We start from the raw sequence: 15,237 nt of genomic DNA on the forward strand, positions 1-15,237 counted from the left end.
CTTTTTCGACCACAGGAGAACCATCCATGGCAACTCTCGAGATCAAGGACCTGCACGCGTCCGTCGTGCTCGACGACGAGACCACCAAGCCGATCCTCAAGGGCGTGAACCTGACCATCACCTCCGGTGAGGTCCACGCGATCATGGGCCCCAACGGCTCCGGCAAGTCCACGCTGGCCTCCACCATCGCCGGGCACCCCAAGTACGTCGTCGACTCCGGCGAGGTCCTCCTCGACGGCCAGAACGTCCTGGAGATGTCCGTGGACGAGCGCGCCCGCGCCGGGCTCTTCCTGGCCATGCAGTACCCGGTGGAGATCCCCGGCGTGACGACCTCCAACTTCCTGCGCACGGCCAAGACCGCGATCGACGGCGAGGCCCCCTCGCTGCGCACGTGGACCAAGGACGTCAAGGCCGCCATGGAGCAGCTGAAGATCAGCCCCGACATGATCCAGCGCAACGTCAACGAGGGCTTCTCCGGCGGCGAGAAGAAGCGCCACGAGATCCTCCAGCTCGAGCTGCTCAAGCCGAAGATCGCCCTGCTGGACGAGACCGACTCCGGGCTGGACGTGGACGCGCTCAAGGTCGTCTCCGAGGGCGTCAACCGCGCCCTGGAGACCAACGACATGGGCGTCATGCTCATCACCCACTACACCCGCATCCTGCGCTACATCAAGCCGCAGTTCGTGCACGTGTTCCACGACGGCCGCGTGGTGGACGAGGGCGGTCCCGAGCTCGCCGAGCGGCTCGAGAACGAGGGCTACGACCGCTACCTGGCCCCCGCCAAGTAAGCGGCTCCGACCCCACCAGCTTTCGAAAGGAGGCCAGCGATGGCCGACACCCCTGCTGAGACCACCGCCGACCCCGCGACCGCGGGCCGGCCCTCCGCCGAGGAGGTCGAGGAGGCGCTCAAGAACGTCATCGACCCCGAACTCGGCGTCAACATCGTGGACCTGGGCCTGCTCTACGGCTCCAAGTGGGCCGAGGACGGCGCCCTGGTCCTTGACATGACCCTGACCACGGCCGCGTGCCCGCTGCAGGACGTCATCGAGGAGCAGTGCGCGCAGAACCTCGACCCCATGGTGGACGAGTGGCGCGTCAACTGGGTCTGGATGCCGCCGTGGGGTCCCGACCGGATCACCGAGGACGGCCGCGACCAGATGCGGGCCCTGGGCTTCAACATCTGAGTCCTCCTCCGCACCGACGCTGCCCCGCCCACCTCGCAGGAGGTGGGCGGGGCGTCGTCGTGCCGCGCCCCGTTCTATAAGTAACCTTGCGAATTGTGGGTGCGCCGACGCCGCGCGCTCCTACACTGCCGTCATGGGCCAGACCTTGCTCTTCGGGATCGTCGCCTCGAGCGCGCTCGTCATCGGGGCGCTGGTGGGCGTGCGCTTCGAGCTCCCGAAGCGCCTGCTCGCCATCCTGCTGTCCTTCGCCGCGGGCGCGCTCATCACCGCGCTGGCCTTCGAGCTGTTCGAGGACGCCTACGAGCGGGGCGGAATCTGGCTCGCCGTCATCGGTCTCTTCGCCGGCGCCGTGGTCTTCACGGCGCTCAGCGCCCTCCTGGACCGCTGGGCGCAGCCGGGACCGGCCTCCGCGGACGCGGAGCAGCAGCAGGGCAGCGCCAAGCTGGACACCGACGCCGCCGCGGACGAGAAGGCGCCGACGGCCGCCTCCACCGGCGGCGCCGCGGGGCTCGCGCTGCTGGCCGCCGTCACCCTGGACGGCGTGCCCGAGAACGTGGCGCTGGGCGTCTCGCTCACCGAGGGCACGGGCGGCCTGGCCCTGCTCGCGGCGATCTTCGTGTCCAACCTGCCCGAGTCCCTGGTCGGCGCGGCGTCCATGCGCGAGCAGGGCATGCCCCGCGGCAAGGCCGTCCTGCTCTGGACGGTCTGCGCCGTGCTCCTGGTGGTGGCCGTGCTGATCGGCGCCGGTCCGCTGGCCGGCAGCGACCCCGAGACGATCTCCCTGCCGCTCGCCTTCGCCGCCGGCGCGGTGATCGCGTCCCTGGCCGACACCCTGATGCCGGAGGCCTACGAGCACGGCGGGCCGGCGGTGGCCCTGAGCACGGCGGCGGGCTTCGCCCTGTCCTTCGCCCTGTCCCTGGCCTGAGCACCGCTCGGCGCTCCCCGGGGGGCGTCACGCCGCGCGTCCCGTGCTCCGCTCGGGCCCGGTCCGTGGCAGAGTCGACGCGTGAACACCGACGAAAAGCGCATCGCCCTGCTCATCGACGCCGACAACGCACCGGCGGCCAAGATCGACGTGGTCCTCGCCGAGGTGGCCCGCCACGGCGCCGCGAACGTCCGGCGCGCCTACGGCAACTGGAAGAGCCCGCACCTGCAGCAGTGGGAGGCGGTGCTGCACGCGTACGCGATCCGGCCGATCCAGCAGTTCGCCTACAGCACCGGCAAGAACGCCTCGGACATGGCCATGGTGATCGACGCCATGGACCTCCTCTACGCCGGATCGGTCGACGGCTTCGCGATCGTCTCCAGCGACGCCGACTTCACCCCGCTGGTGATGCGGATCCTCACCGACGGGCACAAGGTCTACGGATTCGGCCAGCGGCAGACCCCGGAGCCGTTCATCAACGCCTGCTCGCAGTTCACCTACGTGGAGAGCCTGGGGGAGCCCGCCGAGGAGAAGCCCGGGGAGGCGCCGGCGGCCGCGCCGCAGCAGGCGCTGCGCGGGGACGCCCGGCTGGTCAGGATGCTGCGGAGCGCGGTGGACGCCGCCAGCGGCGACGACGGCTGGGCGCACCTCGGCGCCGTCGGCCAGCAGATCGGCAACCAGGCGTCCTTCGACTCCCGCAACTACGGGTACCGCAAGCTCAGCGACCTCATCGAGGCCACCGGCCTCTTCGACGTCCGCCGGCAGAACCCGGGCGTCCAGGTGCGGGACAGCCGCCGCCGCTGACCGACGACGGTGCACCCACCTCGGCAATCTCGCTACTCTTTAAGACACCGTCCACCAGATGAAATCCATATGCGGCGTGTGGTCGGCGGCACAGGCGCGCTTGTTTTGCTATTGTGATTGACAAGTGGAGCCTTCAGGTTCCTTTGTGGCCGATCGCTGTTAAGCGTGAACCGCGTACCGGGCAGGATATGAGCCCGCCGAGTGCGACAAGTCGAGGAATCGTCATGTCGGAATGCTCGAAGATCCATTACGCCAGCCGTCGGACTGCTGTGGTTGCGATGAAGGCAATAGCCCGCGGTTACGCAAATCGCGGCCTCGATGGCCCCAAAGGGGCGTACTTCTGCAGTTCGTGCCGGTGCTGGCATCTGACATCCAAGCCGGGGATGCAGACTCCGCCATGGGAGAGGCCAAAAGTCCGTCGCTGAACGCGGCACGTCCGTGCCACCAGCTTTAGGAACCCCACTAGTCGTCTACCCACCGTAAGCGCCCCAAAACCAAGCCGATGGTGTTGCGACCAAGCGAGACAGACGCTGTCGCATCTGCTCAGTATTCGTCCGGCGTCGACAAGGCTTCGGATTTCCGTGTTGAGGACGGGTCCGCGTGGCCGCGCAGGTTGCTATTGATGTAGGCCCCATGCCACTACTGTGACCCTTAACCGTGCATTTGCATCGAATGGGGGTACCACATGACCGCAGGCGTCGATACGTCCTTCGACTACCACTCAGACACTCCGGCCGGCAAGGATCCTGACTCCTTCAGCTCCACCCTTCGCAAGCATCACCAACTGCTGTGGAGCAAGGAGCTGCCCTCCGGCGCACGCTTCGACCTGGCACCTGAACCCCGCTCTTACCTCGCGCACCGATCCCCTTTGGGGGTCTTTCGTCTTTCCAGCGACGCCATCACCACCCGGCTGCGGAAACGGGCGTCCCGCGTCCTGCGCGACATCCCGGACAACGAGCTGCCTGAGTGGCGCGGCTACACAGCCGGAAGCACCCTGGTGTTCCCGGGTATCAGAATCGGTGGAAAGCAGAACATCAATGGTGCGCGTGGATTCAATGGCAAGATCGCCGACCGCTTCGACCTGACCTTGGAGTGCATTCGGCGTCACTACCTCCGTGAGCCGAGCCCCCTCGCAGATGTCCTGCACCGGTATGCAGATTTCTTCGCCCTGTTCGAGGACTTCTCCGGGTACGTCGAATTCTTCCTGCTTCAGGACCTCGTCGAGGAGGACGGCGAAACTATCCGGTTCTTCCACCGGTTCGAGGACTTCCGCACCCCGGCCGTACCGAAAAACGCTGACGAATACCTCAATTATCTGCGGCTCAGCAACGATTTCATCACCTCCCGTAACCGCAGGATCGACGCACAACCCTAGAGGCGCAACACGTGAACACCGAGCGGTCCGGTCCCTGCGGCGGAACGAGCCCCTCTCGCCGCCGAAGCCCTGCAATTTGAAGTCGTAGCATTTGGGCAAGCCAGGCCAACATGGAAAGAGTCGATGGCGCGCGACCAGCTCGGCAAGCCGAGTCAGGTGTACCGCCATCCGCGGTTCGACCAGTGCCGAGTCCCCACAGAGCTCGCATGTCCCCACCATCGGATTGGGGGTTTGCGATCACTGTGGGGAGTCGGCGCCCCGGGCGGCGCCGGAGTGGGGACTCGGTGTCCTAGGTGGCGTGACGGCCGGGTGTCAGACGGCCGGCGGGGCGTTCAGGTCGCGGGCGCTGAAGGTGTCGCAGGCGTTGATGTCGCCGGTGCGGTAGCCCGCGTAGAACCACAGCTGCCGCTGGGCGGAGGCGCCGTGGGTGAAGTTCTCGGGGCTGACCCGTCCCTGGGTGGTCTCCTGGATCCGGTCGTCGCCGATCGCGGAGGCGGCGTCGAGGGCCTGGTCGAGCTCCTCCTGGGAGATGTCGCCCAGGTCCACGGCCCCGGACGTGTCCCCGGCGGCGCCGCCGGCCCACAGCCCGGCCAGGCAGTCGGCCTGCAGCTCCACGCGCACGGCGCCGGACTCGGGGCCCTGCGGGTCCTGCTGGGCGTAGCCGAGGGTGCCGATCTGGTTCTGGATGTGGTGGCCGAACTCGTGGGCGAGCACGTACTCCTCGGCCAGCGGACCGCCCTCGGCGCCGAACTGGGTCTGCAGCTCGTCGAAGAACGCGATGTCGAGGTAGGCGGTCTCGTCCGCGGGGCAGTAGAACGGGCCCACGGCCGAGGACGCCGCGCCGCACCCGGTGTTGGTCTGGCCCTCGAACAGCTCCACGCCGGGCATCACGTACTGCTCGCCCGTGGCCTGCGGCAGGTAGTCCTCCCAGAACTGGTCGAGGCTCTGCGCGGTGGCGATCATCCGGCAGTCGGTGTACCGGTTGGCGTCCTCACCGGTCCGGCACCGCTCCGCCCGCTCCTGCTCCACGGAGGTCTGCGACCCGGTGTCCTGGCCGCCCCCGCCGGTGATCGCGTCGATGCCGTCCTGGCCGAAGAGCAGCCCCACGACGAGCAGCAGCAGTCCGCCGCCCAGTCCACCGCCCACGGCGATCCCGCGTCCTCGCCCGCCGCCGCTGCCGACGCGGGAGGCGTCCAGCTGGGAGCTGTTGTCGAAACTCATGGCTGAAGTGTAAGCCGTCTGATGGTGGCGCGGGTGCCGGCGCTCAGTCGAAGCCGCGGGCGGCGAGGGCCTCACCGGTCCGCTGGGCGTAGGCGACGGCGGAGATCACCGCCGGGGTCACCAGTCGCACGGGGTTCGGGCGCAGCCCACGGGCTCGCACGGCGTCCCGGAGCTCGCCCACGGCGCCCACGATGAAGGGGATCGAGCGCAGCATCAGGGAGATCGCCAGGCCGATGCGCTCGGGGTCCGCCCCGACCAGCCGCACCGGCGAGCACAGCCACACGACGCCGTCGAGGAGCTCCGGCAGGGGCGTGGTGTGCATCAGGACCCGGGTGAGCACGAGGAGGACGACGATCGTCAGCACCACGTCGGCGGCCATGGCCGGTCCCGAGGTCAGGACGTGGTAGACGGCCAGCAGGACCAGCACGGGCAGGGCGGGGGCGAGTCCCCGCCACCATTCGCGGGCGCCGATGCCCGCGGCGGAGCCCGCGACGAGAAGGAGCAGGGTCAGCGCGGCGGGGACCGGCCACGAGGGCGAGAGCACCACGGCCAGGGTCACGGCGACGATGCCGAGCCCCTTGACCCGGAGCGGGGCGCGGTGCAGGGGGCCGGTGCCGGGGGAGTAGCTGCCGAAGAGGTCCGGGCCCCGGCTCACGGGCGCGCCTCCCCGGGGAAGCCGTGCGCGCACCACCGTTCGTAGGCGGGAACGACCTCCTCGGGCGGGCCGTCCGCGACCAGGGCGCCCTCGTGCAGGACCAGGACGCGCGGGGCGGTCGCGGCCAGGCCGAGGTCGTGCGTGGAGATCAGCAGCTGGTGCGGGAGCCCGTCGAGCAGCCCCATGAGCCGCCCACGGTTGCGCAGGTCGAGGAGGGTGGTGGGCTCGTCGAGGACGAGCACCTCGGGCTCCACGGCCAGCACCGCCGCGAACGCCGCCAGCTGGCGCTCCCCGCCGGAGAGGTCGTAGATGCTGTGCTCGGCCCGGTGGCCGATGCCCGCGCGCTCGAGCAGCTCGAGGGCGGCGGTCCGTCGTCGGGCCCGGGGCACGCCGGCCCCGCGCAGGGACAGCTCGACGTCCTCGACCGGGGTCGGCATCACCAGCTGGGAGAGGGGGTCGGTGAACACGAAGCCCACCCGACGCCGGGCCGCGCGCACGTCCCGGGTCACGTCGGTGCCGTGCACCGTGACAGTGCCCGAGGACGGGCGGACGAGGCCGTTGAACAGCCGCAGGAGCGTGGACTTCCCGGATCCGTTGAGCCCGAGCACGGCCACCCGCCGCTCGCCCAGGCTCACGTCGAGGTCGCGCAGCAGGGTCAGCTCACCCGAGGCGGTGGGCACCGTGACGGTCACGCGGGAGCACACGAGGGCCGCGGCCCCGGGGGATCCGGGCACGGCTCAGCGCGTGCCCGCGATCCGGGGGAACGCCTTGTGCACGCCCACGGCGATGACCGCCGCGAGCACCACCTTGAGCAGGTCGCCGGGCCAGAACACGAGGTCGGCCAGGAACGCGTCCTGGAAGGGCAGGCGCGCGTTGACCACCAGGCCGAGGATGCCGCCGATCCGGATCACCACGAAACCGGCCAGGGCCGCGGCCACCAGCCGCAGGGTGTAGGTGCCGGTGCGCTCGTAGCGGGCGTTGGTGGCGCCGCCGTCGTTGGCCCGGCGGGCCGGGATCAGCCACTGGGCCACGTAGCCGGCCGCGGCCGCGGCGAACGGGAAGGCCAGGATGTAGCCCGCCGAGGGCCCGGCGAGCACGCCGAAGCCGCCGCGGAAGCCCGCGAACACCGGCACGCCGATCAGGCCCACCAGGACGTACAGCGCCACGGCCAGGAGCCCGCGGGTGCCGCCCAGGACCAGGCCGGTCAGGAACACGGCGAGGGTCTGCAGGGTCAGCGGCACCCCCGCCGCGCCCAGGGGGATCCCGGGGAGCACGGACAGGGCGGCCGTGAGGGCGGCGAACACGGCGATGTTCGCGAGGTCCTCGGCGGTGATGGTGCGGCGGCGCTCGACGTTGGTCATGGCACCCAGACTAGGGCTTGCGGGCCCCCGGGGCGGAACCGGTGTCCTCGTCCTGCGCGGGCCCCGCGCCGTCGGCGTCGTCGCGCTGCCGGACGGCGTCGCGCTCCGTGGCCCCGAAGCGTCCGCCCAGGGCCTGCTGGTAGCGCATCCGCTGGTACTTCCAGCGCTCGGCCATGGTGGCCTTGGCCTCGACGCGGTCCTTCGGGTTCACCGGGTCCGGGCCGAGCACCGGGTCGTCGCCGACCTGGTAGCGGTTGGACCAGACCTGGATGACGGCCCACGCCACGGCGGTGTACGGCACGGCCAGGATGGCGCCGAAGATGCCGCCGACCAGCGTGCCGACGGTCAGGGCGAGCAGCACCATGAGGGCGTGCAGGCTGAGGGTGCGGCCCATGATGATGGGCTGCAGGATGTTGCCCTCGATCTGGTTCACCGCGACGATCACCACGACCACCGCGAGGGCGATGACCGGCCCGTTGGTGACCAGGGCGACCAGGGCGGCGATGATGCCCGCGATGGTGGCGCCGACCACCGGGATGAACGCGGTGACGAACACGAGGACCGCGAGGGGGATCGCCAGGGGGACGCCCAGGACGAGCAGCGCGCCCCCGATGAGCACGGCGTCCACCGCCGCCACGAACGCCGTTCCGCGGACGTAGCCGCCGAGCACCTGCGCGCTGCGGTCCACGGACTCCGCGAGCTTGGCCCGGCGCTCGCCGCGGAACCAGCGCAGCGTGAAGTTCCACATCTTCTCGCCGTCCTTGAGGCAGAAGAAGAGCACCACGATCATCAGCACCAGGCCGGTCACGAACTCGGTGGCGGCGCCCAGGCCGCTGAGGGCGCCGCCCGCGAAGGAGCCGCTGGTGACGAAGTCCCCGGCCTGCTGGACGGCGGAGTCGATGGCGGCCGTGTCGACGGGGATCGGTCCGGACTGCACGAGGCGCTGCAGCTCCTCCCAGCCCTCCACCGCCGAGGCGGTGAGCGTGTCCCACTCGCTGCGCACGGCGAGCACGATGCCGGTGAGCACCCCGCCGACGAGTGCCAGGATCCCGAGGAAGGCGGCGAGGGTGGCCAGCAGGTTGGACCAGCCCTTGCGCTCGAGCCACTTCACGACCGGTCCCACGGCGGAGGCCAGGATGAGCGCGACGAGCACGGCGATGAGCACGACCTTGACCTGCAGCAGGATCCAGATCAGCCCGACCACCACGGCGGCGACGAGCAGGGTCTGGGCGGCGCGGGAACCGGCCCGGCCGAGGGAGTCCGCCCAGGGGCTGACGGCGGGGGCGAGGGCCTGGGTGGCCTCCTCGAAGCCAGCGGGCTCGACCCCGGGGCCCGTGGCGGGGGCCGCGCTGGTGCCGGGGTCGGCCTGACCGCCGAGGACGCGCTCGGCGTGCAGCGGCGCCGCACTCGAGCCTCCGGACGACGTGCTGTGCTGCTCGGGGCGTGGGGGATTTCCCATGCGGGCGCTCCTCGGGGCGTGGGTGGCGAAGGGAAGACGGGCACCGCGGACGGGACGACGGCGATCGAGCCAACACTAAGGCGACTGTGGAGGGCTGTCCAACGGTGCCCGCGCGCGTGGGCCGGAGGGCTCAGCGGGGGTCGTCGACGACGAAGACCGCGGTGAGCACGTGCCGGCGCCGCACGACCACGTCCTGCATCAGCGCGGGAGCCTCGTCGAAGGGCACGACGTCGCTGATCAGGTGCTCGCGGATCTCGCCGCCGTGGGCGGCCAGCAGGCGGATGGTCTCCGCGGACAGCCGCTGCCGGTCCCAGGTGTGGGCGAGACCGCGGGGGACCCGGCCGATCTGTGCGCAGCGCAGGCTCAGCCCGTTGTGGTGGAACTCCTCGCCCAGCCGCACCGCGTCCGCGCCCGCGGTGTAGAACGCCAGGTCGATGACGCTGCCCTGCGGCCGGACCGCGCGCAGCGCCGCGTGCAGGGCCTCGGGCTTGCCGCGGCACTGGAACACGAGGTCCGCGCCGTGGTCTCCCGGCCCGTGCCGCCAGCGGGTCTTGAGCACCCGGCCGGGGTCGTCGGCGAGGTCCAGGGGGAAGAAGCCCAGCCGCTCGGCGAGCGCCCGCCGTCGAGGGTCGGCGTCGGCGACGGCGACCTCGCGCGCGCCGAGGGCGCGGGCGAACAGGGCCGTCATGAGACCCACCGGGCCCGCGCCCGTGACCAGCACGAGCCGCCCGGCGACCCCGTCGCCGAGCCCGCGGACCGGTCCCGCGTCCGCCGCGGCGTGCAGCAGCCCGTTGGCGCAGATGGGGCCGAAGTGGGCGACGAACACGCCGAGCAGGGGGTCCAGCGTCTCCGGCAGCGGCACCAGGTGCTCGGTGAGCGGGTCGGCGACGTGGGCGGTGGCGTGGCCGTAGGCCGTGGCGAGCACGTCGCCGGCCCGGAACGCCGGCGTGCGGGAGCTCGCCACCCGGGCGACCTCCATGTAGCCCAGGCGGCGCACCGGGTAGCCCTGCTCCGCGGCACCGGGCCGGAACAGCCCGAGCTCGGTGTCGTGCCGGGAGTGCAGCCCCGGGTGGTCTCCCTTGACGAAGGCCAGCTCCGTGCCCGCGGACAGCCCTGTGGCGAGGGTCTCCAGCAGCACGCCGCCGTCCGGGACCGCGGGCAGCTCCTCCTCCACGATCTCGATCCGGTGCCGGGCGGGGACGACGAGGTTGCGGCGCGCTCTCACGGCTCACCCGCCGGTCCTGCGCGGTCCGGTCCCACGCGGTCCGGGTCCGCCAGGGCGACGGGCCGCCCGGTGCGCGCCGAGTCGGCGATCGCGCACGCGAGCCGGTGGGTGCGCAGCGCCTCGCCGTAGGGTGCGCGGGTGGACTCGCGCTCGCCGCGCACCGCCTCGAGGAACTCCCGGTCGACGGTCACCCTCGGGTCCTCGGCGGGGGTGTGCTCGGAGCGGTCCCGCGCGGCGTAGGCGGTGAGGCCCTGCTCCGAGAGCTCCAGGTAGAGCCCGCGGCTCACGGTGTGCAGGGCGGCGCGGTGCTTGACCGCGAGCGCCGACGTCGCGGCGAGCGTGGCGACGGCCCCGGAGCGGAAGCGCACGGTCGCGGCGGTGGCGTCGTCGACGTCGCCGTAGTCCTGCGGGGCCCCGTCCGGGGCCCTGCGGATCCCTGCGGCGTACACCTCGACGGCCTCGCCCAGCAGGAAGCGGGCGGTGTCCAGCACGTGGGTGAGCTGCTCCACGACCTGGCCGCCCGAGCGGTCCGTCCGCCCCCACCACGGCACGGGCGGTCGCTTGTCCAGCCAGTAGCCGTTGGCCAGCAGCGGGGGCGCCTCGGCGAGGAGCTCCCGGGCCAGCACGGCGGTGTCGAGGCAGCGCCAGTGGTAGCCGGTGCCCGTGACCACCCCGCTCTCCTCGACCCGGGCACCGATCTGCTCGGCGACGTCCAGGCCCAGTCCCACGGGCTTCTCCACGAACAGCGCCTTGCCGCGCTCCAGCGCGGCGAGCTCGGCGGGCCCGTGGGCGAACGGCGGCACGCAGACGTAGACGGCGTCGGCCGCCACGGCGTCGAGGGCCTGCGCGGGGTCGGTGAACGCGGGGACGTCGAGCTCAGCGGCCAGGGCGGTGGCGGCGGGCAGGTGCGCGTCCGTCACCCCGACCACGCGCGCCCCGCCGAGTCCGTGCAGCACGTCGACGTGGCGACGGGCCACGGATCCCGCCCCGACCAGGGTGATGCGCAGCGTCATGTCGGGTTCTCCTCCAGGAGCCGGTGGTACAGGTCCAGGTAGCGCCGGGCCATGCCCGCCGGCGTCCACTGCTCGGCGGCGTCCCGGCAGGTCCGCGGGTCGATGCTGTCCAGGTCCCGCAGGTGCTCGACCAGGTCGTCCTCCGCCGCGGCCAGGAACCCGGTGCGGCCGTGCTCCACCAGGGAGGGCAGCACCCCCAGGGGGGTCCCCACGACGGGCACCCCCCGGGACAGCGCCTCGACGACACCGGTGGCCCCGGGTTCGGCCCAGCGGTTGGGCGTCAGCAGGGCGCGGGCCGAGCGCAGCAGGCGCTCCTTGCGCTCGCCCGCCACCCCGCCCACCCAGGCCACCGACGTCCCGTCGACCAGGGGCCGGACCGCCTCGAGCCAGTACCGGACGTCGGGGTGGGAGCGCAGCGCCTCGTCGCCGTCGGCGAGGCGCCGCTCCAGCTCCTCGGGGTCGTCGATGCCGGCCACGGGCCCGGCCAGCACCAGCGGGATCCCCGCCCGCCGGCAGACGCGGGCGGCGGTGTCCTGGCCCTTGTCGGCGGTGATCCGGGCCAGCACCAGCGCGTGCTCGCCCCGGGGCGCGTCCACGGGCAGCCCCGGGGGCGCGGCCAGCGGCACCACCCCCAGCGTCTGCCGCCGCAGGTTGGCCGGCGCCCGCTCGAGCTGGGACGCGGAGACCGCCGCGAACCGGACCCGGCCCCGTCCGTCGAACGCCGAGTAGAACTCGGGGTGCTTGCGCAGGTCCCAGTGCAGGGTCTGCAGCACCGGTGGGGCCGCCGTGCCCATCGCGCCCAGCACGGACGGTCCCACGACCTCCAGGTGGTCGTGCACGAGGTCCCACCGCCGCGGTCCCCGCAGCGCGTCCACGAGGCCCTGCATGTGCGCGTGGGCGATGCCCGAGACCCGGTTGTAGGGCATCGCGATGGAGCGGAACGCGGGCTCGGGCAGGGGGCGCAGGTGGTCGTCGGCCTCGAGCGTGCTGGGGCCCACCGTGGCGAGGGTGACGTGCACGCCGGCGCGCCGGAGCTCCGGCACCAGGGTGGCGACCACCGTCTCGATCCCGCCGTAGCCGGACGGGGGCACGGGCAGCCAGGGGCCCGCGTTGACGAGCACCCGCAGCGCGCTCATGCGACGCGGCCGGCCGGCTGCGCCCGGTACTCGGGCACCTGCACCATGGGCGGGCGCTCGCGGACGCTGACGTCATGGACCTCGGCGAGGAAGCGCTCCCCCTGGCGCAGGAACTGCGTGAGGCGCCCGCTCTCGTCGGCGACGGGGGAGTCGCAGCGCAGCCGCGCCTGGACCGTCAGCTGGATCTGGGCGGCCATGCGGGCCAGGGCGGCGTCGGAGGAGTTCCGGTGGGACCGGACACCCAGGTCCACCTGCGCCATCGCGTCCAGGCCCACGGCCTCCAGCACGTCGATGAGCATCGCGATCTCCACCCCGTACCCGGAGACGAACGGCACCCGTTCGAGCAGGCTCCGGCGTCCCGCGTACTCCCCGGCCAGCGGCTGGACCAGCCCCGCCAGCTGCGGCCAGAACAGGTTCAGCAGCGGGCGGGCCACGAGCTCGGTGACGCGCCCACCGCCCGCCGGCATCACCGTGGCGCCGTCGTGCAGCGGGCGGTCGTAGCAGCTCTTGACGAACTGCACCCCCGGCTCGGTCAGCAGCGGCCCCAGCAGCCCCACGGCGAACTGGGGGTCGAACTCCCGCAGGTCCGAGTCCACGAACGCGAGCACGTCCCCGGTGGTCACGGCCAGGGACTTCCACAGCGCCTCGCCCTTGCCGGGGACGTTGCCGTGGGCGGGCAGGATGTCGGCCTGCCGGTGGACCCGGGCCCCGGCCGCCGCGGCGACCGCCCCCGTGCCGTCCGTCGAGTCGGAGTCGATGACGACGAGCTCGTCGATCAGCGCCACGTCCTCCATGAGCGTGCGCCGCAGCGCGGTGACGATCGCGCCCACGGTCTCGGCCTCGTTGCGGGCCGGGAGCACCACACTGACCGTGCTGCCGCGCTTCCGGCGGCAGAGCTGCTCCGCGGACCACTGGCTGCCGTGGTAGCTGCGGGTGGTGAACCACTGCTGGACGTCCTGTCGCATCCTGCCCGCTTCCGACGATGAGAAATACTGGAAGGAGACTGACCAGTTGACGTCGGACACTACCCAGCGACGGCCCCGCCGAGAAGAGCCCGCCCGGAGTCGGGCGATTGTGTCGGGCGAATGTGTCAGCCTCCGGGCCCGGGCCGCGCAGAAGATGCCCCGGAGAAGGCGCCCGTCCGGCACGTGAGCAAGAACGCGGACCCGGCCCGCTGCGCGGGGTGCCGCCGCGGAACGGGGACCGGTAGAATGGACAGGTTGCCCGGTCAGGGCACCCACTCCTCACCACTGCCTCCCGAAAGGTCTCCTCCGTGATCACTGTCCAGAACCTCGAACTGCGTGCCGGTGCGCGGCTGCTCATGGACGAGGTCAACTTCCGGGTGGACAAGGGGGACAAGATCGGCCTGGTCGGGCGCAACGGCGCCGGCAAGACCACGATGACCAAGGTCCTCGCCGGGGAGACCCTGCCCGCGGGCGGGACGGTCACGCGCACCGGGGCCATCGGCTACCTCCCGCAGGACCCCAAGGTCGAGGACATGGAGCAGCTGGCCCGGGACCGCATCCTCTCCGCCCGCAACCTCGCGGGCGTCGTCGCCCGCCTGCGCCAGGCGGAGCAGGACATGGCCTCCGAGGACGACGCCGTGCGCAGCAAGGCCATGCGCGGCTACGACCGGCTCGAGTCGGAGTTCCTCGCCGGCGGCGGCTACGCCGCGGAGTCCGAGGCCGCGACGATCACGTCCAACCTGGACCTGCCCGAGCGGATCCTCGACCAGCCGCTGCGCACCCTCTCCGGCGGGCAGCGCCGTCGCGTGGAGCTGGCCCGCATCCTGTTCTCGGACGCCGACATCATGCTCCTCGACGAGCCCACCAACCACCTGGACGCCGACTCCGTGGTGTGGCTGCGGGACTTCCTGAAGAACTTCCAGGGCGGGCTGCTGGTGATCAGCCACGACGTGGAGCTGATGGAGATGGTGGTCAACAAGGTCCTGTACCTGGACGCCAACCGCTGCGTCATCGACCTGTACAACATGGGCTGGAAGAACTACCTGCTGCAGCGCGAGCAGGACGCCCACCGCCGCAAGCGCGAGTACGCCAACGCGGAGAAGAAGGCCACCGCGCTGATGGACCAGGCCAACAAGATGCGCGCCAAGGCCAGCAAGGCCGTGGCCGCCCAGCAGATGATCAAGCGCGCCGAGCGGCTCATGAACGGCCTCGAGGGCGAGCGCCAGGCGGACAAGGTCGCGAACATCCGCTTCCCGAAGCCCGCCGACTGCGGCAAGACCCCGCTGACCGCCCGGGACCTGTCCAAGTCCTACGGCTCGCTCGAGATCTTCAACGACGTGGACCTGGCCATCGACCGGGGCTCCCGGGTGGTCATCCTCGGGTTCAACGGCGCCGGCAAGACCACGCTGCTTCGGATGCTGGCGGGCGAGGCCCAGCCGGACACCGGTGAGGTGGTCCCGGGGCACGGCCTCAAGCTCGGCTACTTCGCCCAGGAGCACGACACCCTGGACCCGGACCGGACGGTGCTGGAGAACATGCGCTCCGCCGCCCCGGACCTCGCCGACACGGAGGTCCGCAACGTCCTGGGCTCGTTCCTGTTCCAGGGCGACGACGTGTCCAAGCCGGCCGGGGTGCTCTCCGGCGGCGAGAAGACCCGCCTGGCGCTGGCGACCCTCGTGGCCTCCTCCGCCAACGTGCTGCTGCTCGACGAGCCGACCAACAACCTGGACCCGGCCTCCCGCCGGGAGATCCTCAACGCGCTGCGCACCTACGAGGGCGCGGTCGTGCTCGTCTCCCACGACGAGGGCGCGGTCGAGGCGCTGGACCCCGAGCGCGTGGTGATCCTGCCCGACGGCACCGAGGACCTGTGGAGCCAGGAGTACCAGGACCTCATCTCCCTCGCCTGACGGCGGG

At 72.0% G+C, this 15,237-nt stretch carries 15 protein-coding genes; 6 read left to right on the forward strand and 9 right to left on the reverse strand.

Annotated features, from left to right (window positions below):
* Positions 1-26 precede the first annotated feature (26 nt).
* From sufC to ACZ2G1_RS02095, 5 genes are all read left to right on the forward strand, one after another.
* Entirely contained in the window at positions 27-788 is a 762-nt protein-coding gene (gene sufC / locus ACZ2G1_RS02075) for a Fe-S cluster assembly ATPase SufC (protein WP_017834303.1), read from the forward strand.
* 39 nt (positions 789-827) lie between these two features.
* A complete protein-coding gene (locus tag ACZ2G1_RS02080) occupies positions 828-1,184 on the forward strand; it encodes a metal-sulfur cluster assembly factor (RefSeq protein ID WP_035923963.1) in 357 nt (118 codons plus the stop codon).
* A 133-nt stretch (positions 1,185-1,317) separates the two neighbouring features.
* Positions 1,318-2,109 carry a ZIP family metal transporter gene (locus ACZ2G1_RS02085; RefSeq protein WP_095651528.1) on the forward strand — a complete coding sequence of 264 codons (792 nt, stop codon included), beginning with the start codon at positions 1,318-1,320 and terminating at the stop codon, positions 2,107-2,109.
* A gap of 81 nt (positions 2,110-2,190) precedes the next feature.
* A complete protein-coding gene (locus ACZ2G1_RS02090; protein ID WP_017834300.1) occupies positions 2,191-2,913 on the forward strand; it encodes an NYN domain-containing protein in 723 nt (240 codons plus the stop codon).
* Positions 2,914-3,598: 685 nt separating this feature from the next.
* The gene (locus tag ACZ2G1_RS02095) at positions 3,599-4,288 is read left to right on the forward strand and encodes a DUF6994 family protein (RefSeq protein WP_017834299.1); all 690 of its coding nucleotides are present in this window, start codon (positions 3,599-3,601) and stop codon (positions 4,286-4,288) included.
* Between the two features lie 312 nt (positions 4,289-4,600).
* Here the strand turns inward: ACZ2G1_RS02095 and ypfJ are convergent, their stop codons facing one another.
* The 9 genes from ypfJ to ACZ2G1_RS02140 all read right to left on the reverse strand — a co-directional run bounded on the left by ypfJ (position 4,601) and on the right by ACZ2G1_RS02140 (position 13,323).
* Complete coding sequence (ypfJ, locus tag ACZ2G1_RS02100; RefSeq protein WP_470377410.1) at positions 4,601-5,509, reverse strand: KPN_02809 family neutral zinc metallopeptidase; 909 nt, start codon at positions 5,507-5,509, stop codon at positions 4,601-4,603.
* Positions 5,510-5,552: 43 nt separating this feature from the next.
* Positions 5,553-6,164, reverse strand: a complete 612-nt coding sequence (locus ACZ2G1_RS02105) for an energy-coupling factor transporter transmembrane component T family protein (protein ID WP_035924101.1) — start codon at positions 6,162-6,164, stop codon at positions 5,553-5,555.
* A complete protein-coding gene (locus ACZ2G1_RS02110) occupies positions 6,161-6,898 on the reverse strand; it encodes an energy-coupling factor ABC transporter ATP-binding protein (protein WP_017834296.1) in 738 nt (245 codons plus the stop codon). Before ACZ2G1_RS02110 ends, ACZ2G1_RS02105 begins: the two co-directional genes overlap by 4 nt.
* A 3-nt stretch (positions 6,899-6,901) precedes the next feature.
* Entirely contained in the window at positions 6,902-7,525 is a 624-nt protein-coding gene (locus tag ACZ2G1_RS02115; protein ID WP_017834295.1) for a biotin transporter BioY, read from the reverse strand.
* Between the two features lie 10 nt (positions 7,526-7,535).
* Complete coding sequence (locus ACZ2G1_RS02120; protein WP_017834294.1) at positions 7,536-8,984, reverse strand: AI-2E family transporter; 1,449 nt, start codon at positions 8,982-8,984, stop codon at positions 7,536-7,538.
* A 130-nt stretch (positions 8,985-9,114) separates the two neighbouring features.
* Positions 9,115-10,209, reverse strand: coding sequence for a zinc-dependent alcohol dehydrogenase (locus ACZ2G1_RS02125; protein ID WP_095651525.1), 1,095 nt, complete (start codon positions 10,207-10,209; stop codon positions 9,115-9,117).
* Positions 10,206-11,222 (reverse strand): Gfo/Idh/MocA family protein, encoded by a 1,017-nt coding sequence (locus ACZ2G1_RS02130; RefSeq protein ID WP_017834292.1) that lies wholly within the window; start codon positions 11,220-11,222, stop codon positions 10,206-10,208. The genes ACZ2G1_RS02125 and ACZ2G1_RS02130 overlap by 4 nt, the downstream gene beginning before the upstream one ends.
* Entirely contained in the window at positions 11,219-12,358 is a 1,140-nt protein-coding gene (locus tag ACZ2G1_RS02135; RefSeq protein ID WP_470377411.1) for a glycosyltransferase, read from the reverse strand. Before ACZ2G1_RS02135 ends, ACZ2G1_RS02130 begins: the two co-directional genes overlap by 4 nt.
* The gene (locus tag ACZ2G1_RS02140) at positions 12,355-13,323 is read right to left on the reverse strand and encodes a glucosyl-3-phosphoglycerate synthase (protein ID WP_017834290.1); all 969 of its coding nucleotides are present in this window, start codon (positions 13,321-13,323) and stop codon (positions 12,355-12,357) included. The genes ACZ2G1_RS02135 and ACZ2G1_RS02140 overlap by 4 nt, the downstream gene beginning before the upstream one ends.
* A gap of 308 nt (positions 13,324-13,631) precedes the next feature.
* Here ACZ2G1_RS02140 and abc-f point away from each other — a divergent pair, with 308 nt between their 5' ends.
* The gene (gene abc-f / locus ACZ2G1_RS02145; RefSeq protein WP_017834289.1) at positions 13,632-15,230 is read left to right on the forward strand and encodes a ribosomal protection-like ABC-F family protein; all 1,599 of its coding nucleotides are present in this window, start codon (positions 13,632-13,634) and stop codon (positions 15,228-15,230) included.
* Positions 15,231-15,237: the final 7 nt, after the last annotated feature.

The sequence above is a fragment of the Kocuria sp. KKT182 genome, assembly GCF_055635395.1.

Coding starts and splice junctions, on each gene's coding strand:
- ACZ2G1_RS02140 (WP_017834290.1), bottom strand. CDS start 13,323: ATGCGACAGGACGTCCAGCAGTGGTTCACCACCCGCAGCTACCACGGC.
- ACZ2G1_RS02115 (WP_017834295.1), bottom strand. CDS start 7,525: ATGACCAACGTCGAGCGCCGCCGCACCATCACCGCCGAGGACCTCGCG.
- sufC (WP_017834303.1), top strand. CDS start 27: ATGGCAACTCTCGAGATCAAGGACCTGCACGCGTCCGTCGTGCTCGAC.
- ypfJ (WP_470377410.1), bottom strand. CDS start 5,509: ATGAGTTTCGACAACAGCTCCCAGCTGGACGCCTCCCGCGTCGGCAGC.
- ACZ2G1_RS02120 (WP_017834294.1), bottom strand. CDS start 8,984: ATGGGAAATCCCCCACGCCCCGAGCAGCACAGCACGTCGTCCGGAGGC.
- ACZ2G1_RS02085 (WP_095651528.1), top strand. CDS start 1,318: ATGGGCCAGACCTTGCTCTTCGGGATCGTCGCCTCGAGCGCGCTCGTC.
- ACZ2G1_RS02080 (WP_035923963.1), top strand. CDS start 828: ATGGCCGACACCCCTGCTGAGACCACCGCCGACCCCGCGACCGCGGGC.
- ACZ2G1_RS02130 (WP_017834292.1), bottom strand. CDS start 11,222: ATGACGCTGCGCATCACCCTGGTCGGGGCGGGATCCGTGGCCCGTCGC.
- ACZ2G1_RS02135 (WP_470377411.1), bottom strand. CDS start 12,358: ATGAGCGCGCTGCGGGTGCTCGTCAACGCGGGCCCCTGGCTGCCCGTG.
- ACZ2G1_RS02095 (WP_017834299.1), top strand. CDS start 3,599: ATGACCGCAGGCGTCGATACGTCCTTCGACTACCACTCAGACACTCCG.